26 protein-coding genes are annotated in these 16,761 nt (G+C 70.9%); 13 read left to right on the forward strand and 13 right to left on the reverse strand.

Going from position 1 to position 16,761, the window contains the following annotated elements:
• Positions 1 to 4 precede the first annotated feature (4 nt).
• On the reverse strand, positions 5 to 244 hold the full coding sequence (locus tag N1028_RS13240) for a hypothetical protein (RefSeq protein WP_259529734.1): 240 nt from the start codon (positions 242 to 244) through the stop codon (positions 5 to 7).
• 21 nt (positions 245 to 265) lie between these two features.
• Between N1028_RS13240 and N1028_RS13245 the strand changes: the two genes are divergently transcribed.
• The 3 genes from N1028_RS13245 to glgX are packed head-to-tail and all read left to right on the forward strand — an operon-like array spanning position 266 to position 4,174.
• On the forward strand, positions 266 to 736 hold the full coding sequence (locus N1028_RS13245; protein WP_259529735.1) for a MarR family winged helix-turn-helix transcriptional regulator: 471 nt from the start codon (positions 266 to 268) through the stop codon (positions 734 to 736).
• 52 nt (positions 737 to 788) lie between these two features.
• Positions 789 to 2,078 (forward strand): sensor domain-containing phosphodiesterase, encoded by a 1,290-nt coding sequence (locus N1028_RS13250; protein WP_259529737.1) that lies wholly within the window; start codon positions 789 to 791, stop codon positions 2,076 to 2,078.
• Positions 2,079 to 2,107: 29 nt separating this feature from the next.
• Positions 2,108 to 4,174 (forward strand): glycogen debranching protein GlgX, encoded by a 2,067-nt coding sequence (gene glgX, locus N1028_RS13255; protein WP_259529739.1) that lies wholly within the window; start codon positions 2,108 to 2,110, stop codon positions 4,172 to 4,174.
• Between the two features lie 8 nt (positions 4,175 to 4,182).
• On the opposite strand, the gene N1028_RS13260 is transcribed toward glgX, so the two are convergent.
• The 3 genes from N1028_RS13260 to N1028_RS13270 form a co-directional block, all read right to left on the reverse strand.
• On the reverse strand, positions 4,183 to 4,470 hold the full coding sequence (locus N1028_RS13260) for a hypothetical protein (protein ID WP_259529741.1): 288 nt from the start codon (positions 4,468 to 4,470) through the stop codon (positions 4,183 to 4,185).
• A gap of 83 nt (positions 4,471 to 4,553) precedes the next feature.
• Positions 4,554 to 5,009 (reverse strand): SRPBCC family protein, encoded by a 456-nt coding sequence (locus tag N1028_RS13265; protein ID WP_259529742.1) that lies wholly within the window; start codon positions 5,007 to 5,009, stop codon positions 4,554 to 4,556.
• 37 nt (positions 5,010 to 5,046) lie between these two features.
• On the reverse strand, positions 5,047 to 5,190 hold the full coding sequence (locus tag N1028_RS13270) for a hypothetical protein (RefSeq protein WP_259529744.1): 144 nt from the start codon (positions 5,188 to 5,190) through the stop codon (positions 5,047 to 5,049).
• Positions 5,191 to 5,322: 132 nt separating this feature from the next.
• Between N1028_RS13270 and N1028_RS13275 the strand changes: the two genes are divergently transcribed.
• Positions 5,323 to 5,820 (forward strand): MarR family winged helix-turn-helix transcriptional regulator, encoded by a 498-nt coding sequence (locus N1028_RS13275; protein ID WP_259529746.1) that lies wholly within the window; start codon positions 5,323 to 5,325, stop codon positions 5,818 to 5,820.
• Between the two features lie 59 nt (positions 5,821 to 5,879).
• Here the strand turns inward: N1028_RS13275 and N1028_RS13280 are convergent, their stop codons facing one another.
• From N1028_RS13280 to N1028_RS13290, 3 genes are all read right to left on the reverse strand, one after another.
• Positions 5,880 to 7,232: a glycosyltransferase family 2 protein gene (locus N1028_RS13280; RefSeq protein ID WP_259529748.1), complete on the reverse strand. Its 1,353-nt coding sequence runs from the start codon at positions 7,230 to 7,232 to the stop codon at positions 5,880 to 5,882.
• Positions 7,229 to 8,245, reverse strand: a complete 1,017-nt coding sequence (locus N1028_RS13285; RefSeq protein WP_259529749.1) for a glycosyltransferase family protein — start codon at positions 8,243 to 8,245, stop codon at positions 7,229 to 7,231. The genes N1028_RS13280 and N1028_RS13285 overlap by 4 nt, the downstream gene beginning before the upstream one ends.
• Before the next feature lie 110 nt (positions 8,246 to 8,355).
• Positions 8,356 to 9,312: a WcbI family polysaccharide biosynthesis putative acetyltransferase gene (locus tag N1028_RS13290; RefSeq protein ID WP_259529750.1), complete on the reverse strand. Its 957-nt coding sequence runs from the start codon at positions 9,310 to 9,312 to the stop codon at positions 8,356 to 8,358.
• Between the two features lie 92 nt (positions 9,313 to 9,404).
• Here N1028_RS13290 and N1028_RS13295 point away from each other — a divergent pair, with 92 nt between their 5' ends.
• Complete coding sequence (locus N1028_RS13295) at positions 9,405 to 9,653, forward strand: hypothetical protein (RefSeq protein ID WP_259529751.1); 249 nt, start codon at positions 9,405 to 9,407, stop codon at positions 9,651 to 9,653.
• A gap of 31 nt (positions 9,654 to 9,684) precedes the next feature.
• Here the strand turns inward: N1028_RS13295 and N1028_RS13300 are convergent, their stop codons facing one another.
• Positions 9,685 to 10,254: a hypothetical protein gene (locus tag N1028_RS13300; protein ID WP_259529753.1), complete on the reverse strand. Its 570-nt coding sequence runs from the start codon at positions 10,252 to 10,254 to the stop codon at positions 9,685 to 9,687.
• 234 nt (positions 10,255 to 10,488) lie between these two features.
• Between N1028_RS13300 and N1028_RS13305 the strand changes: the two genes are divergently transcribed.
• Positions 10,489 to 10,701, forward strand: coding sequence for a DUF3072 domain-containing protein (locus N1028_RS13305; protein WP_259529959.1), 213 nt, complete (start codon positions 10,489 to 10,491; stop codon positions 10,699 to 10,701).
• Between the two features lie 65 nt (positions 10,702 to 10,766).
• On the opposite strand, the gene N1028_RS13310 is transcribed toward N1028_RS13305, so the two are convergent.
• Entirely contained in the window at positions 10,767 to 11,039 is a 273-nt protein-coding gene (locus tag N1028_RS13310; RefSeq protein ID WP_259529755.1) for a hypothetical protein, read from the reverse strand.
• A 101-nt stretch (positions 11,040 to 11,140) separates the two neighbouring features.
• Positions 11,141 to 11,299 (reverse strand): hypothetical protein, encoded by a 159-nt coding sequence (locus tag N1028_RS13315; RefSeq protein WP_259529757.1) that lies wholly within the window; start codon positions 11,297 to 11,299, stop codon positions 11,141 to 11,143.
• Positions 11,300 to 11,486: 187 nt separating this feature from the next.
• On the opposite strand from N1028_RS13315, the gene N1028_RS13320 reads away from it, so the two are divergent.
• From N1028_RS13320 to N1028_RS13350, 7 genes are all read left to right on the forward strand, one after another.
• A complete protein-coding gene (locus tag N1028_RS13320; protein WP_259529759.1) occupies positions 11,487 to 11,945 on the forward strand; it encodes an Asp23/Gls24 family envelope stress response protein in 459 nt (152 codons plus the stop codon).
• Complete coding sequence (locus N1028_RS13325) at positions 11,942 to 12,139, forward strand: DUF2273 domain-containing protein (RefSeq protein ID WP_259529761.1); 198 nt, start codon at positions 11,942 to 11,944, stop codon at positions 12,137 to 12,139. Before N1028_RS13320 ends, N1028_RS13325 begins: the two co-directional genes overlap by 4 nt.
• Positions 12,136 to 12,531, forward strand: a complete 396-nt coding sequence (locus N1028_RS13330) for a hypothetical protein (RefSeq protein ID WP_259529762.1) — start codon at positions 12,136 to 12,138, stop codon at positions 12,529 to 12,531. Before N1028_RS13325 ends, N1028_RS13330 begins: the two co-directional genes overlap by 4 nt.
• Entirely contained in the window at positions 12,528 to 13,190 is a 663-nt protein-coding gene (locus tag N1028_RS13335; protein ID WP_259529764.1) for an Asp23/Gls24 family envelope stress response protein, read from the forward strand. The genes N1028_RS13330 and N1028_RS13335 overlap by 4 nt, the downstream gene beginning before the upstream one ends.
• Entirely contained in the window at positions 13,187 to 13,792 is a 606-nt protein-coding gene (locus tag N1028_RS13340) for a hypothetical protein (RefSeq protein WP_259529765.1), read from the forward strand. Before N1028_RS13335 ends, N1028_RS13340 begins: the two co-directional genes overlap by 4 nt.
• Before the next feature lie 80 nt (positions 13,793 to 13,872).
• Entirely contained in the window at positions 13,873 to 14,046 is a 174-nt protein-coding gene (locus N1028_RS13345) for a CsbD family protein (protein ID WP_259529767.1), read from the forward strand.
• 75 nt (positions 14,047 to 14,121) lie between these two features.
• Entirely contained in the window at positions 14,122 to 15,126 is a 1,005-nt protein-coding gene (locus N1028_RS13350) for a diacylglycerol/lipid kinase family protein (protein WP_259529769.1), read from the forward strand.
• 27 nt (positions 15,127 to 15,153) lie between these two features.
• Here the strand turns inward: N1028_RS13350 and N1028_RS13355 are convergent, their stop codons facing one another.
• From N1028_RS13355 to N1028_RS13365, 3 genes are read right to left on the reverse strand one after another with little or no spacing between them, the layout of a single operon-like run.
• Positions 15,154 to 16,128, reverse strand: a complete 975-nt coding sequence (locus tag N1028_RS13355) for a DUF4190 domain-containing protein (protein WP_259529771.1) — start codon at positions 16,126 to 16,128, stop codon at positions 15,154 to 15,156.
• A 1-nt stretch (position 16,129) separates the two neighbouring features.
• Positions 16,130 to 16,276 carry a hypothetical protein gene (locus N1028_RS13360; RefSeq protein ID WP_259529773.1) on the reverse strand — a complete coding sequence of 49 codons (147 nt, stop codon included), beginning with the start codon at positions 16,274 to 16,276 and terminating at the stop codon, positions 16,130 to 16,132.
• Positions 16,277 to 16,315: 39 nt separating this feature from the next.
• Positions 16,316 to 16,543 (reverse strand): hypothetical protein, encoded by a 228-nt coding sequence (locus N1028_RS13365; RefSeq protein ID WP_259529775.1) that lies wholly within the window; start codon positions 16,541 to 16,543, stop codon positions 16,316 to 16,318.
• Positions 16,544 to 16,761 lie beyond the last annotated feature (218 nt).

Raw genomic sequence — 16,761 nt, forward strand, 5'->3', positions numbered from 1 at the left:
GAGGCTACGGGGTGGGGCAGTGCAGCTGGGTGCGCTCGCCCGTGCGGTCGATCTCGTGCGCGGCCATCGGAGCGCCGCAGAGCGGGCAGCGCGGATCGGCGGGCGGGACGTACGGCGCCTCGGCGCGGCCGATGCCCACCTGTGCCGGGCCGGCGTAGCGGTAGACGATGCGGTTGAGGTTGTTGATGAACCCGGGCTTGCCGCTGAACGGATTCATCGGGTCGATCCGCTTCTTTCGTGCCATAACAGTTAGTATACTAAACATATGAAGGACGATGTGGATCTGCTGGCGCTCGACCGGCAGCTGTGCTTCGCGCTCGCCGTGGCCTCGCGCTCGGTGATCGGGGCGTACAAGCCGATCCTCGAGCCCCTGGGGCTGACGCATCCGCAGTACCTCGTGATGCTGGCGCTGTGGGAGAGGGCGCCGCGCTCGCTGTCGGATGTCGCGACCGTGCTGCGGCTCGAGCCCGCCACGCTCTCGCCGCTCGTGAAGCGGCTCGAGGCGGCAGGGCTCGTCTCGCGGGAGCGAGCCGCCGACGACGAGCGACGCCTCGACCTGCGGCTGACCGCGGCCGGGGAGAGACTGCGCTCACGGGCCGAAGAGGTGCCGCCGCAAGTGGTCGCCGCTCTCGGGGTGGAGCTCGATGAGCTGCTGGAACTCCAGGCCAGGCTCACCGCCGTGATCGACCGTGTGGCACCGCTCCGTGCAGAGCGCACGGCGCCGTTCCGCCGGTAGTTCCTCGCGGCCGTGTGGCGGGGTCGGCCGACTCCTGCGAGGCTTGACCTCGATGACCCCGTTCTCGGAAGTGCGAGACGCCCACTTCGAGGCGATCGCGGCACCCCGGCCTTCCGAGGCGCCCGGGGGCGTCGACACCGTGTTCCAGCCGATCGTGTCGCTCGAGACGCGTGAGGTGGTCGCCTACGAGGCGCTGACGAGGCCGCCGCGCGGGTCGGCCTTCTCCTCGGTGGTGCAGCTCTTCGAGCACGCCGCGGCGGCCGGGCGCACGGTCGAGCTCGATCAGGCCTGCTGGCGCTCCACCCTGCGCGCGATCGACCGGGTGGGGTCGGCTGCTCCGTTCGCCGTGCTCGTGAACGTCGAGCCGGAGTCGTTCCAGGCCGGGATCGCGCTCGATGGCCCCACGGCTGAGGGCGGTGCGCCGCCGACCCCGATCGTGATCGAGCTCACAGAGCGGGCACTGCTCGAAGCGCCAGGCGAACTGCTCGCCATGATCGAACGTGTGCGCGAACAGGGACACGCCATCGCGGTCGACGACCTCGGGGCCGATCCGGCGTCGCTCGCGCTGCTGCCCCTCATCGATCCCGACATCGTGAAACTCGACCTCGGCATCCTGCAGAAGCAACCGGATGCGGGTGTGGCGCGCATCATGAGCGCCCTGAACACGCACCTGGCACGGCGCCGCATCCCGGTGATCGCGGAGGGCATCGAGACGGAGCGCCAGCTGGTCATGGCCCGGGCGCTCGGAGCGACGCACGGCCAGGGTTGGCTGTTCGGGCGGCCGGAACGGATGCCGGTGGCCGGTGGAGCACTCGCGGGGATCGCGGGCATGCCGGTGGGGGAAGGCCAGGCGGCGCCCGCGCGCAGCACGCAGACGCCGTTCGAGATCGTGTCCCAGGCGATCGGTTCGAAACCCTCCGACCGGCAGCTGCTCGTGCAGCTCAGCATCTTCCTCGAGGCGCGGGCGCGCGCGAGTGGCGACTCGGCCGTCGTGGTCTCGACCTTCCAGCACGCCTCCACCATCACACCCGCCACCTGGCGCCGCTATGAGGACCTCCAGCGGGAGTGCGCCCTCGTGGTGGCGCACGTGAACGGCCAGGTCGAGCTGCCGGAGGGCATCAGGCTCGCGCCCATCCCGGACGGCGACCCGCTGCTGGCCGAATGGGACATCGTGGTGGTGACCGCCGACTTCGCCGCCGTGCTCGCTGCGCGTGAGCTCGATGCCTCCCGGCACGGCGAAGGGGTGTACGAGTTCGCGCTCAGCCACGACCGCGGCCTCGCCGTGGCCGCCGCCAAGGTGCTTCTCGAACGATCTGGCAAGCCCCTCGGCGTCACTCTGTGATTATCGGGCGATCATGCCTAGATGAGGGGGTGCCTGAATCCGTCTCGCCCCGTTCTCTGCCCTATCCGCTCGGCTTCTCCCTGATCGAGGGCCGCTACAACTTCGCCCTGTACTCCGAGACCGCCGACGCCGTCTTCGTGTCGACGTTCGACGGCGAGGAGGAGACCCGCACCCGGCTCGAGGAGCGCACCGGCCACGTGTTCCACGGCTTCGTCGACGCGGCCCGCGTGGGAACGCACTACGGCATCCGGGTGGAGGGCGAGTGGAACCCCGAGGCCGGTCTCCGTCACAACGTCAACAAACTGCTGCTCGACCCGCACGCCACCGCCATCGTGGGCGGCTACGACTGGGCCGCCGACAACCAGGCGCCGTTCGGCCACGACCTCGTCGAGCCGGCCTCCTTCGACGCGACCGATTCCGCGCCGGTGTCACCGCGCTGCGTCATCACCGACCCCTCGTTCGACTGGGAGGGCGACCGCGCACCGCGGACTCCGTTCGCCCGGACCGTCGTCTACGAGACCCACGTGAAGGGCTTCACGAAGCTGCACCCCGACGTGCCCGAGGAGATCCGGGGCACCTACGCGGGCCTCGCGCATCCCGCCGCCCTCCAGCACTTCACCGACCTGGGGGTGACGGCAGTCGAGCTGCTGCCCGTGCACCAATTCGTGCAGGACAGCCATCTCGAGGAGAAGGGCCTGCGCAACTACTGGGGCTACAACTCGATCGGCTTCTTCGCACCCCATGAGGAGTACGCGAGCGAGGCCGCCCTGGCCGCCGGCGACGGGGGCCAGGTGGCCGAGTTCAAGCAGATGGTGAAGGCGTTCCACGCCGCCGGGCTCGAGGTCATCCTCGACGTGGTCTACAACCACACCGCAGAGGGCAACGACCTCGGACCGACGCTGTCGTTCAAGGGCATCGACAACGTGGCCTACTACCGGCTCGTGGAGGGCGACGAAGCGCACTACTTCGACACGACCGGAACCGGCAACAGCCTGAACGTGGGGCACCCCGCCGCCCTCGGACTCATCATGGACTCACTGCGCTACTGGGTGACCGAGATGCACGTCGACGGCTTCCGCTTCGACCTCGCCACCACGCTCACCAGGCAGGGCGGCGACGCCGAGCTGCACAGCGCGTTCCTCACCCTCATCCAGCAGGATCCGGTGCTCGCACCCGTGAAGATGATCGCGGAGCCCTGGGACACCGCGGGCTACCAGGTGGGCGGGTTCCCCGCCGGCTGGTCGGAGTGGAACGGGAAGTTCCGCGACGACGTGCGCGACTTCTGGAACGGCACGGATGCCGTGCTCGGCACGGTCTCCCAGCGCATCCTGGGCTCGCCCGACGTCTACGAGGCCTCGCGGCGCTCGCCGCTGTCGAGCGTGAACTTCGTCACGGCCCACGACGGCTTCACGCTGCACGACCTCACCTCGTACAACGACAAGCACAACGCGGCCAACGGTGAGGACAACAACGACGGCGAGAGCGACAACAAGTCCTCCAACGGCGGCGCCGAGGGCCCCACCGACGACGCCGCCGTGAACGAGCGGCGCGACCGCAAGCGCCGCAACCTGCTCGCGACGCTGCTGCTCTCGGCGGGCGTGCCGATGCTGCTCGGCGGCGACGAGCTCGGGCGCACCCAGGGCGGCAACAACAATGCCTACTGCCAGGATGACGAGATCTCGTGGTTCGACTGGTCGGCGGTGGACGAGTCGCTGCTGTCGTTCACGACGACGCTGCTCGAGCTGCGGGCGGCTCATCCGGCGCTCCGACCCGTCTGGTTCCGGCAGGGCCCGGGCGTCGAGGGAGCGCAGGACGCCGTGCTGACGCTTCGCGCCGACGGCGAGGGCTTCGCCGACGAGGACTGGGACAACCCGGACGCACGGTCGATCGCGTTCGTGTTCACGCATCCGGGTGCCGACTCGTTCGCCTTGCTGCTGAACGCGGCCGAGAACGGCGTCGAGTTCGCGGTGCCCGCGGCGCCGGGATCCGAGTGGGAGCTGGCGGCGTCGAGCGACGATGGTCAGCAGGTGGAGGGGCCGGTGACGACGCTCATCGTGCGGGACGGGTCGTTCACGCTGCTGCGCTCACGCGCGTAGGCGCGGCTTCAGCCGTCGAGGGTGTCCGAGTCGTCCTCGGTGGTGGGGACCGGGGTCGGGAAGTCGGTCTCGTCGACGGAAGGGCCGGTGGGCTCGGGGGCGGGTGTGATGTCGTCGTCCGGCGGCACAGGCGTGCCCGACTCCGTGCGCTCGGGGTAGGGGGTCTGTGCGTCGGCGTCACCGCAGCCGGAGAGGCCGAGGACGGCGCCGGCCGCCAGGAGCGTGCCGGCCCCGAGGGTGACGACGCGGCGGGCGAGGATCCTGCGGGGGAGCGGGTGGAGTGCTGAGATGGCCATGCCACCAGTGCACTCCACCCGAGGCCGGCCCGCAGGGGGCTGGTCATCTCACGCCGAGAGGCGTAGGAGGGCGGCGACGAGGATCAGGCCTCGACGTCGCCCCGCCAGGCGCCTGTCTCGGAGCCCTGCTTCTCGATGAACTCCTTGAAGTTCTGCAGATCCTTCTTGACGGCGTGCGTGCCGGCGCCCACGAGGGAGCCGACCTTCTCGAGCAGCCCCTCGGGCTCCCAGTCGATCTGCACGGTGACGCGGCTCTCGGTGTCGGAGAGCTTGTGGAAGGTCACGACGCCGGCGTGCTCGGTGTCGCCACCGGTGCTCGTCCAGGCCACGCGCTCATCCGGGTGCTGCTCGGTGACGACGGTGTCGAACTCGCGCTCGACGCCGCCCACCTTCACCTTCCAGTGCGAGTGGGTGTCATCGGTCTGGGTGATGGACTCGACCTCGTCGAGGAAGTGCGGGAACGACTCGAACTGCGTCCACTGGTTGTAGGCGGTGCGGACGGGGACGTCGACGTCGATGGTCTCGATGATCTGGGCCATGGTGGTGCTCCTTCTGTTGGGGGCTGGACAGTCGGTGTCAGGCGGCTTCGGAGCCGAACGGCTCGAGGCTGTCGAGGATGAGGTCGTGCTCCGAATAGCCGAACCGGTGCTTCACGTAGTCGAGCACGTCGGGGTGCACGAGCGGGGTGATGGTCGGGATGCGGGCTGAGTCCTGGTTCATGAGGTCGTATCCTTCGCTAGACGAACGAGTCATTAGTCAATCTAGACAATAGAACCGGTTTTCGTACCCCATTGACAAACCCTGGGTTTTTCTTTAGAGCGTCTAATGATCAGTCGGTCTAAACTTATCCACATGAGTGCAGAACCTGTGGAGAGAGATCGGTACTGGTTCGACCAGACCGAGCACGAACGCGGTGTGCGCATCCTCGAGGCGATGCGCCTGTACCGCGCCGCCGAGTCCGCCATGCGCCGCCGCACGCAGGACTCCATGAGCATGGGGGAGAACGACCTGCTCGCCCTTCGCTTCCTGATCCGCGGCCGCCAGCGCGGCCGCGACATCACGCCCACCGACCTCGCGAACTACCTCGGCGTGAAGACCTCCTCGATCACCGCGCTGCTCGACCGGCTCGAGGCCGGCGGCCACCTCCGCAGGGTGCCGAGCCCCTTCGACCGCCGTCGTACCATGATCGAGCCGACCGACCACGCCGACGCCGAGGTGCGGAAGACGCTCGATCAGATGCACGCGCGGATGATCGCCGCGACCAGCGGCATCGACGCGGCGGGCGGGCTCGCGATCGTCGAGTTCCTCGAGCGGATGCGCGACGCGGTCGACGCCATCGACAGGGAGTAGGCGCGGCGGGCGCCCGGGTGCCCGGGTGCCTGGGCGCCCGGCTGTCGACTCCCGGCGGCTCAGGCCGGGTCGCCCCAGCCTCCCAGGTAGGCGGCGAGGTCGGCGTGGGGATCGAGCGCGACGAACGGGGCCTGGAGCTGTTCGGTGCGCCAGCCGGTGTCGGCGCCCCAGCGGCGCAGGCGCGAGAGGCGCCGGGTCGACATCAGGGTGAGCGCGAAGGGCGCCCGAGGGGAGACGAGCTCCACCGTGCCGAGGGTGCCGCGGCCCACCCGGGCCGAGGCCTCGGTGAGGAGCCGGCCGAAGTGCTCGGAGTCGGCCTCGGCCACACCGAACGCCGACGGGACCTCGATCACGGTGCGCGCGGAGCCGACGGCACCGGATCGGTCGCCCGTGATGCGGGAGTCGTGCCCGAGGAGGCGGGCAGACGCCTCGTCGGCCGTCACCAGCACGGCGGTCGGCAGCGCGCGCAACAGGGTGTCGGCCGTGCGGTAGACCGCCGCGGGATCGCCTTCGGGAAGCAGCACCACGACATCCGGCCGGGCGGATGCGACGCCACGGCCGGTCGCGCCAGGCGCCGTGATGCGCGGCAGCAGCGCCAGGGTCTCGGCGTTCTTCTTCGCGCCCACCCGCACGGGGTCGGCGTCGCGGAGCGCCGCATCCGGACCGTTGTGCCAGGCCACCGCCTCTGGCACGTGTGCGAAGACCGCCCCGGCCAGCCAGGCCCGGTGCGCCCAGTCCCAGTCCTCCCCGCCGTACTCCACGAACGCCTCGTCGAAGCCGCCGATCTCGTCGAAGAACCAGCGCGAGCAGCACAGCACGGCGCCGATGAGGTGGCGGTACGAACGCTCGTCGGCGTCGAGCAGGTCGCGGCTGCGGTCATACGCCTCGCTGAGCCACTCGGGTTCGGGCAGCTCCCGGCCGGCCGCGGCCTGTGCGACCGAGGCGCCACCGCCGGCGAACGGGGCGAGATCGGCGTGTCGGCGGCGGCCCACGGTGACGGCCTCCGGCGCCAGGGCGGGCAGGCGGGTGAGCGCCTCGACGTAGCCCGGTTCGGGAGCGGTGTCGGCGTCGAGGAAGCACAGCACCGATCCCGTCGAGGCGGCGACGCCGGCGTTGCGTGCGGCGGCAGCGCGGAAGCCGCGATCCTCCTGCACGAGAAGGGTCACGCCGGGCGGCACGGAAGGAGGCGTCGCCGACCCGTCGTCGACCACCACGACCTCCAGGCGATCGGCCGGGTGCGACTGAGCGGCGAGCGCCGCGAGGGTGCGGACCAGGTCGTCGTGCTGCTCGAAGTGCACCACGACGACCGAGACCCTCGGCGGCTCGACCGGCACCTGCCCATCGAGCACACTCCAGTCGTTTCCGGGCACCGTGCGCCCGCCCGGCGGTGTCGGCGGCGTGGCCGTCGTCATCGTGCCATCGCCTCGGCCCAGAAGGCGCAGTAGAGCTCCACGGCGTCGCGACCGGTCGGGTGCAGCGGTTCGTCGCCCGTCAGCCAGGTCGACGCCGGGTCGGCGAGGGCGCGTGCGATGCCCTCGGCGAGGTCCTCGGGGCCCACGAGCGTGAGCGTGCCGGGGCGGAGCTCGGCCATCTCCTCCATGTAGCGGCTCCGCACCACGAGGGGGCGCCTGCCTGCGCTGATCCACGAGGCGAGCGATCCCGAGGCCGACACATGGTCGTGGGCGATCACGGGCACCGCCACCCGCCTGGCCCGCCGCAGCAGCTCGGGGTCGCTGAGGTAGCCCGTGGCCTCGAACCGGAGCCCGCGCCGGGCGGCCCGCACGCGCATCCGCTCGAGGTCGTGCTCGTGGCCACCCGACGCACGCCCGAGCGCGACCACCCTCGGCAACCCCCCGAGCGCACCGGCTGCACTCGTGGGCGCACCGGCCGGCCCCGCGGGCGCATCGGGCGCGGCCGCGGCTGCGAGCCGCCCGACGGCCTCCAGCACGCGGTCGTGCCCCTTGCCCGGGTAGTAGAAGCCGAGCAGTGCCACCTCGTGCTCCAGCCCGTGCGGCCGGGCGAACGGATGCGCCGCCGCGACCGGCAGAGGGATGACCGTCGGCGACACCCCGGACGTGAACTCCCGCAGCAGCTCGGCCTCGTGGCGGCTGTTGCAGACCACGCCGGATGCCGCCGCGACGACCCGGCGGTACGCCTCCGCCCGTCGCGCGAAGTGCACACGGTCGGAGGGCTGCGGCACGTCGTGCAACGTCGCCGTGAGGGGCCGTTCGGCCGCGATGGCCTCCACAGCGGCCGCGGCCGACTCGGCGTCGGCACCCCACAGGCGGTCGGTGAAGTGCAGATGCACCCACCCGCCGTCGCCCTGGGCGGAGGAGGGAGAGGCACCGGGATCGACCCCGGAGAGCTCGGTCGAGGGGTGCAGCGCGTGCACGCTCTCGGCGAGATGCCGGGCATAGGTGCTCACGCCGTGCTCCGGTTGGCCCGTGAGGAGGAGGGTGGGCGGAGCCCAGCCGACGGCCGGGCGCGGTCGAGGCGAGGGGCGGTGGTTCCGCGGGTGGCGGTCGGCGGCGGTCGTCACGCGTCCGCCAGCAGCGACAGTGCCTCGGCATGACGCGAGACGCCCGCGGCCACCACCTCGGGATGCTCGCCGTACCAGGTGAGGTGGGCGCGGCGCACCTCGTCGTCGGGCACCTGCTCCCCGTCGACGGTCCAGTGGTCCGTGGCGGGCGTCGCGAGCTCCCACGCCTCGATCACCACGGCGCTCCGCGGTGCATGGATGCGGTTCAGCAGGGGGCGTTCGAGCTCGACCGGATCGCCGTCGAGACCGAGGTGAGCTGCCACGCGGGCGGCGAGCTCGGTCCAGACCGGGTTGCCCGGATGGTTGATCGTGCGCATGAGGTCGAACGACGGGTGCTCGAAGAGATCCGAGACGGGCACGGCACCGTGCCGCTGCTCGCGTGACCGCAGCTCACGCTGCGACAGCGACCCGACGGCGCGAGTGCTCCGCACCGTGAGGGGCGGCAGCGGCTGGCCCGCGGCCTCGGCGAGCACATGCAAGTCGTGATACGGCACCAGTGGCGGCGCGAGCGACGGTTCGCTCGGGGGCCGCACGAGGGCATGCGCCGGGTACAGGGCGGCCGAGCGGATGACAGGCACCACGGCGGTGAGGCTCCCGGCTCCACCTGGGGCGACACCCGCGCCCCTCCTCGCGCCCACCCGTGCGAACAGCTGTCGCGTGCCGATCGGCAGGCCGTGGTAGTCGTCGCGCACGGGCTGGCTGATGAGCACCGACGCGGCCTCGACGAGGCGGTCGAGGTGGGGCATGTCGCCGGCCGTGAGCTCGTGCACGGGCGGAGTGCGCACCCACGCCACCGGATGCGGCAGGGCGAGTCGCAGTGACTCGGCCTGGCAGTTGCCCATGACGAGTCCGATCGGGCGGTCGGCGGCGGGCACGGCGCCGTAGAACTCGGCGAAATGGGTGCGCCGCCCGGGGTCGGCAGCCGGGAGCATGCTGTGGGGGTGGAGAGGCATCCTCTCCAGGATGCCTTGATCCGGCCGTCGCGCCATCCATCGGGCTGGTCGGTGGGTGGTGGGCACCTCGAGGGTGGAGTAGGTGTGGAGGCATGACTGCACGAGAGAACGACGACCGACTCGATGATCCCGACCTGGCCGGAGAGACGGTGACGAACGACGCCGTGGCCGGTGAGACGGTGTTCACCGGCGTCGGAGACGGCGACGACGGGCCCACCGGAGGCGCCCCGGGGGAGGCGCAGCCCGACTGGGACCGGTACGCGCCGGGGATCCCGGGATCCGACGAATCCCAGCCGGTGGGGGACAAGGCGCCCGACGACCTCCGCGACACCGACGAGTAGGCAGGCCCCGAGGGCGATGCGGGGTGGGCCGTCAGCCGCCCATCCCGCAGTTCTCGCTCACGGCCTCGCCGCACATCACGCCGAGGGCGACCGCGAAGACCACGCCGAAGACACCCAGCAGGGCGGCGAGGATCGGGTTGCCGACGGTGAGGATCCAGGCGAAGACGACAGCGGTCGACACTCGCCTCCTCCGCCCGGTGGCGAGTCGCGCTCGCCGTGACCGCACGTGGTGGGCGATCAGGAGGCCGAGGCCCACGAGCCACAGTGCCACGGTGACCGCCAGGTAGAGACCGATCGGCAGCTGGCCGTCGGTGAGCCTCGCGAGGTGGGCCCGGGGGCCGTCCGGCGACCGGAACACCGCGACCGCCATGAGCGCGGTCGCCAGAAGGAAGGCCCCGCCCACGACGATGCTGCCCACGGGCAGCCAGCCGGCGGGCTGGTCGAGGGGCGGCTGCACGGGTGCCGGCGGGGGCGTCACCGAGGAGACGACGGTCCAGGCGGCCGCCGGCGGCCAGCCCGCGGAGACGAGCTCGGAGACCACCACCCGGGGAGCGAGCCCGGAGGCGAGGCGGGAGTGAGCGTAGCGGCGGGCCTCGTCCATGCGACGAGCCTAGTCATCCCGCCGTCTCCCATCACGATGCCTCTCGCGCCGCAACCCCTGGCGGTGGCGAGGGGTCGGCGTACGCTCCAGCCCATGAGCGACACCACCCACACCGACACCCCCGACGACAACCCCAACGGCCCGGATGCGCGCGAGTCCTTCGCCGACAACGAGCAGATCGCCTCTCCCGACGACGCAGGCGCAGGATCCGGCGCAGGACCCGGAGAGACCGAGATGCTCGGCGGTGCGGGGCCCGACCCCGCCCAGTCGGCGAGCAAGGATCCTGAGGACTGGGTCACGGGTGACGAGCCCATGACCGGCCCGCAGAAGAGCTATCTCGACACCCTCCTCCGCGAGGCGGGCGAGGAGTTGCCGGCCGACCTCACGAAGGCGGAGGCCTCCGAGCACATCGACCGGTTGCAGAAGCTCACCGGCCGCGGCCGGTAGCGTTCCGACCGGCATGGCGAAAGGCCCCGCCCCTCGATGAGGGACGGGGCCTTTCGTGGTGATGCTCAGTACGTGTAGGTGGCCACCGACATGGCGCCGACGACGCCGACGATGCCGAAGATGATGCCGAGCACGGTCAGGATCGCACCCACGATCACGCCGGCGAGAGCCGGAGTGTTCTTGTAGCCGGCCTTCTTCGACTGCGACAGCGCGATGGCGCTGATGATGAGGCCGATCAGGTTCGCGATGATTGCGACGACGAGACCGACGATGCCGAGCGTCTTGCCCGGGAAGTCGGTGCCGGCGGGCGCAGTGGTGAGGTTGTCCTTGTTCGTCATGTGTGTTTCCCCCAGGGAGAGTTCGGTGTGGATGTACCGAATGTAGCGTGATCCCGCCCTGATGGCACTTCGCGGACATGGGGAGAACTCCCCATGTCCGGTCAGGCCTTGCGGCGGATGTAGCGGAGGATCGCCGCGATGATCGCGAGGATGACGATGACGAGTCCGATCCAGAGCAGGAACTTGGCCGCTTCGACGAAGAGGCCGATGAAGAGGAGGACGAGTCCGATGACGAGGGCGACGATAGCGATTCCGATCATGCATCCAGTCTGGCCCTGAACGCCCTGCCGTGCACGTTCGAGCCCGTTCGACAGGTGTCTAGACAGACTAATGACTAGCCGATCTAGTGGAATCCGGATATTTTTTCGAGGAAGGCGTGACGAATCCGCAACCGGGCGCGTCTCACCGGTGACAACGCAACAGCACCTGAACCGAAGGAGAACTACCATGGCCACCTCGACGCCCACGCCCACGCCGACCCCCGCCACCGTCACGAGCACCACGAGTTCGCCCACCAACGTGCAGACCGCACTCGGCAAGACCGTCATCAACGACGGCGTCGTGGCGAAGGTCGCGGGCATCGCAGCCCGCGAGGCCCGCGGCGTGTTCGCCCTCGGCGGTGGAGCTGCCCGTGCCTTCGGCGCCATCCGCGAGGCCGTCGGTGGAGTCGACCAGACCCAGGGCATCAGCGTCGAGGTCGGCGAGACCCAGGTCGCCGTCGACGTGACGATCGTGGCCGAGTACCCGCTCTCGCTGCAGGACGTCGCCGACGGCGTGCGCTCCGGCGTCATCCAGGCCGTCGAGACCATCGTGGGCCTCCAGGTCACCGAGGTCAACGTGACCGTCAACGACGTGCACCTCCCCTCCGACGACGTCGCCGAGACCACCGAGGCACGAGTCCAGTGATCCCCTCGTCCACCCGCACCGGCATCCTGGTCGGCGCGGTCCTGGCTCTGACCTGGATCGTGCTCGGCTTCTGGGCCTTCTTCTTCGTGGCGGTCGCCATGGCGCTCGGCGCCCTGATCGGTCGCATCGTCGACGGCAAGCTCAGCGTGGCCGGACTCGTCGACGCCTTCCGCGGAAAGCGCTCGTCGTCATGAGCGCCGCCCCGACCGGCACTGCCGCGGCGGACCCTGTCGCGACGGGCCCTAGGGGCCGCAACCGGATCGCCGCGAAAGCCCTGAACCGGGTGGTGGCGGCCGTCACGGCCGACGCCCTCGACGTGAAGGCCTCCCGCGTGGGGGTCGACATCGCCGACGAGAAGGGACTGCTCGTGCTCACCGTCTCGACACCCATCAGGGTCGTCTCGCTCAACCGCGTGCAGGCCGGCTCCGACGTGGTGGCGCGCGCCGGCGGCTCCGTCGTCGACCGCGCCGCCGCCGCCCAGGAGACCATCCGCGATCGCGTGCGGGCCCTCACCGGCTCGGCCGTCGCCCGCGTGGTCGTGCGGCTCACCGCCGCCGACATCCGAGAAGAGGACAGAGTCCGATGAGCACCACCCTCGCCAAGCCGGCCCCCCGAGCCCCGGATGCGCGCACCGCCGCCCCCACGGCTCCGGCGCGCGCATCCGGACCCACCTTCGAACCCGTCTATCGCCGGATCATCCGCCGGGAGACCCACTCGCCGCGCTCGCTCGTCGCGATCGTGCTGGCCGCGCTGCTCATCCTGGCGCTCGCCTGGGTGGGCACCGAGATCGTGATCGCGCTGCTCGGCGCCCCCGCGCTGCTCGTGGCGCCGGTCGACATGTTCACCTCCACCGTCGGTCTCGCCGACGCCCCCGCGGCGATCGTGGCGGCAGCGGGCATCGGGGCGGCCGTGATCGGGCTCGTGCTCGTGATCGTCGCCCTGTCACCCGGCCGGCGTGCGCGCCATGTGCTCGCCTCCGAACGCACGGCCGTGGTGGTCGACAACGAGGTGATCGCCTCGGCGCTCGCCCGTCACGCCTCCTTCGCCGGCAACGTCGACCCCGACAACGCCTCGGTCTCGGTGTCGCACCGGCGGGCCGTGGTGCACCTCACCCCCACCTCGGGCATCCCCGTCGATCGCGACGAGGTCACGGCCGAGACCGAGCGCCGGCTCGCCGGTTACGGCCTCAGCCCTGCGGTCACCGCGCGAGTGCACATCGCGGAGAGCGGGAGGATCGGCGCATGAACAGCACCAACCGGGTGGCCAACCGCCTCCTCGTCCTGATCGTCGGCCTGCTCCTCGTGGTCGTCGCCGCCGCCGCCGCAGCCGCCGTGCTGATCCCCACGGTGCGCGACGCCTGGAAGGCGATCGCGGGCGACGTGAACGCCCAGGTCGCATCCTGGCTGCAGGCGACCCCGCTCGGCGACACCGGCGTGAGCTGGATCATGCCGGCCGTGCTCGTCGTGATCGTGCTCGCCGTCATTCTGCTCGTCGTGTTCATCGTGCGGCAGGGCCGCGGGCACACCCGCACCGTGCTCTCCGAGCGCACAAGCGAGCACGGCCGCACCGAGGTGGAGTCCGCACTCGCCGCGAATGCGCTCGAGGATGCGATCGGGTCGCGGCCCGAGTTCATCGCCTCCCATGTCTCGGCCTACCGCGTGCGCCGCACGCCGGTGCTCAAGATCGCGGTCACCTGCCGGCGGGGCGTCTCGCCGAAGGACGCCGCGGACATCGTGGACGACGCCGTGCGCGCCCTCGACGAGCTGCTCGGCCGTCCGCTGCCGGCACTCGTGCAGATCAGCGGAGGCTTCCGGTCCCGCACGGGCTCGAGCACCCGCCTGCAATGACCGACCACTGACCCACCCCAGGGCGCCCGCAGCCCGCAGGTGCCTTCCCACCCGAAGAACACCACCGAAAGGAGCTCGACATGAGCGCAGCAGACAAGATCAAGAACGCAGCCGAAGACCTGGCCGGCAAGGCCAAGGAGGCTGTGGGCAAGGTCACCAACAACGACGAGCTCGTCGCCGAGGGCAAGGCCGACCAGACCAAGTCGGACGTGAAGAAGGCCGGCGAGAACGTCAAGGACGCCTTCAAGAACTGATCGGCGAACCAGCCGGGAGCACGATCGTCACCCCGTGGCGGTCGTGCTCCCTCATCTGTGAGGAAGACTGAGCACATGACCACCACTCCCGCCGAGCCGCGCACCGTCGCGGTCGTCATCAACCCCTCGAAGTTCACCGATGTCGACGAGGTGAAGGCCATCGTGGCCGCCGGTGCGGCGCGCGCAGGCTGGAACGAGCCCCTCTGGTTCGAGACGAGCATCGAGGACTCCGGAGCAGCCGCCGGTCGCGCTGCCCTCGATGCGGGCGCGGACCTGGTCTGCGCCATGGGCGGCGACGGCACCGTGCGCGCGATCGCGGGCGTGCTCCGCGGCACCGGCGTGCCCTACGGGCTGCTGCCGAGCGGCACGGGCAATCTGCTCGCCCGCAACCTCGGCCTGCCGCTGAACTCGCTCGACGACGCCGTCGAGATCGCCCTGCTGGGCCAGGAACGCGCCATCGACGTGGGCACCGCGACCTTCGACGACGGAGAGGAGCGCACCTTCGTGGTGATGGGCGGAGTCGGACTCGACGCCCAGATCATGGACAACACCGACGACGAGCTCAAGAAGAAGGTCGGCTGGGGCGCCTACGTCGCCGCCGGTGCCCCTGCGCTGTTCAAGGGCGGCTTCGAGGCCACCCTCACGATCGACGGCGAGGCCGAGGAGCCCACCGACTGCCTCATGGTGCTCGCCTGCAACTGCAGCTCGGTGGTGGCCAACATCGAGCTCGCCACCGGCGCGGTGCTCGACGACGGCGATCTCGAGCTCGTAATGCTGCGGCCGAACGCGGTGGCCGGATGGCTCGGCGTCGCGATCGACGTCGCCACCCGCAACCGCAACGGCCTCGCGTCGCTCAAGCAGTGGCCCGGCCGCGAGTTCGAGTTCGAGCTCGACCAGCCCGTGCTGGCCGAACTCGACGGCGACCCCGTGGGCGAGACCACACGCGGCCGTTTCGGCGTCGACCCCGGATCGCTCATCGTGCGGCTTCCCGTCCCCGCCTCGCAGATCCCCGGGCTCACTCCGCGCACCGCGGTGGCGCTCGACGACACCGACGACACCGCGCCCGACCCCTCCGCCTGAGGCCGGGGGGTCGGGCGCGAGCGCCCGCTACGGCAGGACGGGGGTGATCGCCCAGTCGTCGTCGGCGATCACCTGCGCGTAGCCGGGGCCGCTGAGGTAGACGGTGCCGTCGACGAAGGTGTCATCCTCCGGGTCGACGACGACCTCAGGCACTCCGGCGGCGTAGGACACGATGCCGAACAGCCCGGTTCCTTCGTGGGTGACCTCCGCGTCGAAGAACTCCTCGGAGAAGAAGACGACGCGGTCGCCAGAGCCCGCGACGTCGCCGGACGACGGGGTCACCGACGACACGTCGTCGACCACGATCGACCACAGGCCCGTCGTGGTGACGGTCAGCTCCGTCGTGGGCTCATCGAAGCCCGTCGGGTCGATGAGGTACTGGCCGTTCCACGGCCCCTCCACCTCGACGAGCTCGGGCGCGGAGCCGTTCGTGGCCAGCGACGTCGGACCCTCGCACGCGGGGCAGTCGAAGGTCACGACTCCGGCGCGGCCCGCGAGGTCGATGACCACGACGTCGTCGCCCTCGCCCGTGAACACCTGACGCTCAGCAGCCGAGCCCGGTGCCGGATCCGGATCGAGCGGACCACCCGCGGTGGGCAGCTCGGGCGGAGCCGTGGGGGTGGTGAGCAGCGGTGGCACGGAGATGGCGCTGGGGCGGTTCGACTCCACGCTCTCGACGAGCGCCGAGACGCCGATCACGGTGTACACGACGATGAGGACGATGGAGAGCACGGTGCCGACGCCGCCGAGGATGGCGCCCGTGAGCGCCTTACCCTTGCCGCGGGAGCGGGCCCGGTTGACCGCGATGAGCCCGACGACGAGCGCCGCGATGCCCACGAACACCGCGAGCAGGTTGAGGATGGGCACGAACGCGAGCACGATCGTGACGATGCCCAGGATGAGGGCCGTCGTGGCGAGAGCCGTGCCACCCGGCTGGGGGCCTGGGGGCTGCTGTCCCGGTTGCGGCTGTCCGTAGCCCGTGCCCTGGTCCTGGTAGCTCATCTCAGCCCCTCAGATCCTCGCCGAGCGACTTGATCGACCTCAGTGCGTCCTCGGTCTCGGCCTGGGCGGGGTTCTCCGCCGCGTTCGCCGCTCTGGTGTCGTCGGCCGCATCGGGCCCGTGCGCGTCCTTCTTGTCCTGTGGCTCCATGGCCCCGATCGTATCGGGGTGGCCGGGGATGCGCCCGTGTCAGCCGCCGAGGTAGCGGCGCAGCAGGATCTCGTGGGTGCGGAAGTGCCAGCGCACCCGCACCATCGTGATGCCCTCGGCGCGCAACCGGGCCGCTGTGCCTTTCGTCAGGCGGGAGCCCTCGGCGGGCTTCCAGCCACCCGCTCCCGCGTAGACCCCCACGATCTTCGGGCGGGCTTCGCTCGAGCCGAACTTCGCGACACCGTAGCTGGTCACTGAATCAGGCACGCGCATCCTCGAGGTCGGCCGGGCCTTCGGACAAGACGTGACGTCGGCTCGTGCCCGGGGGTGGGTCGGTGATCGGGAGGCGAGCGACGGGTGGGTGTCGTCGCTCGCGAGGTCGACTCTAGCGAAGCGGGGTGTCGCGGCCGTACCCCCTGTTCAGGTGGTTCGCCACGGTGACGGCCGCTGTGGACTCGGGCGCAGCTCTGTGCAGATGGAGGGTT

This window comes from Herbiconiux oxytropis (assembly GCF_024979315.1).
Classification (GTDB): Bacteria; Actinomycetota; Actinomycetes; order Actinomycetales; family Microbacteriaceae; genus Herbiconiux; species Herbiconiux oxytropis.

Coding starts and splice junctions, on each gene's coding strand:
- N1028_RS13250 (WP_259529737.1), top strand. CDS start 789: ATGACCCCGTTCTCGGAAGTGCGAGACGCCCACTTCGAGGCGATCGCG.
- N1028_RS13350 (WP_259529769.1), top strand. CDS start 14,122: ATGACCACCACTCCCGCCGAGCCGCGCACCGTCGCGGTCGTCATCAAC.
- N1028_RS13345 (WP_259529767.1), top strand. CDS start 13,873: ATGAGCGCAGCAGACAAGATCAAGAACGCAGCCGAAGACCTGGCCGGC.
- N1028_RS13265 (WP_259529742.1), bottom strand. CDS start 5,009: ATGGCCCAGATCATCGAGACCATCGACGTCGACGTCCCCGTCCGCACC.
- N1028_RS13335 (WP_259529764.1), top strand. CDS start 12,528: ATGAGCACCACCCTCGCCAAGCCGGCCCCCCGAGCCCCGGATGCGCGC.
- N1028_RS13290 (WP_259529750.1), bottom strand. CDS start 9,312: ATGCCTCTCCACCCCCACAGCATGCTCCCGGCTGCCGACCCCGGGCGG.
- N1028_RS13310 (WP_259529755.1), bottom strand. CDS start 11,039: ATGACGAACAAGGACAACCTCACCACTGCGCCCGCCGGCACCGACTTC.
- N1028_RS13330 (WP_259529762.1), top strand. CDS start 12,136: ATGAGCGCCGCCCCGACCGGCACTGCCGCGGCGGACCCTGTCGCGACG.
- N1028_RS13270 (WP_259529744.1), bottom strand. CDS start 5,190: ATGAACCAGGACTCAGCCCGCATCCCGACCATCACCCCGCTCGTGCAC.
- N1028_RS13305 (WP_259529959.1), top strand. CDS start 10,489: ATGCTCGGCGGTGCGGGGCCCGACCCCGCCCAGTCGGCGAGCAAGGAT.
- N1028_RS13240 (WP_259529734.1), bottom strand. CDS start 244: ATGGCACGAAAGAAGCGGATCGACCCGATGAATCCGTTCAGCGGCAAG.
- N1028_RS13245 (WP_259529735.1), top strand. CDS start 266: ATGAAGGACGATGTGGATCTGCTGGCGCTCGACCGGCAGCTGTGCTTC.
- N1028_RS13315 (WP_259529757.1), bottom strand. CDS start 11,299: ATGATCGGAATCGCTATCGTCGCCCTCGTCATCGGACTCGTCCTCCTC.
- N1028_RS13355 (WP_259529771.1), bottom strand. CDS start 16,128: ATGAGCTACCAGGACCAGGGCACGGGCTACGGACAGCCGCAACCGGGA.
- N1028_RS13295 (WP_259529751.1), top strand. CDS start 9,405: ATGACTGCACGAGAGAACGACGACCGACTCGATGATCCCGACCTGGCC.
- N1028_RS13280 (WP_259529748.1), bottom strand. CDS start 7,232: ATGACGACGGCCACGCCGCCGACACCGCCGGGCGGGCGCACGGTGCCC.
- N1028_RS13360 (WP_259529773.1), bottom strand. CDS start 16,276: ATGGAGCCACAGGACAAGAAGGACGCGCACGGGCCCGATGCGGCCGAC.
- N1028_RS13320 (WP_259529759.1), top strand. CDS start 11,487: ATGGCCACCTCGACGCCCACGCCCACGCCGACCCCCGCCACCGTCACG.
- N1028_RS13275 (WP_259529746.1), top strand. CDS start 5,323: ATGAGTGCAGAACCTGTGGAGAGAGATCGGTACTGGTTCGACCAGACC.
- N1028_RS13300 (WP_259529753.1), bottom strand. CDS start 10,254: ATGGACGAGGCCCGCCGCTACGCTCACTCCCGCCTCGCCTCCGGGCTC.
- N1028_RS13260 (WP_259529741.1), bottom strand. CDS start 4,470: ATGGCCATCTCAGCACTCCACCCGCTCCCCCGCAGGATCCTCGCCCGC.
- N1028_RS13340 (WP_259529765.1), top strand. CDS start 13,187: ATGAACAGCACCAACCGGGTGGCCAACCGCCTCCTCGTCCTGATCGTC.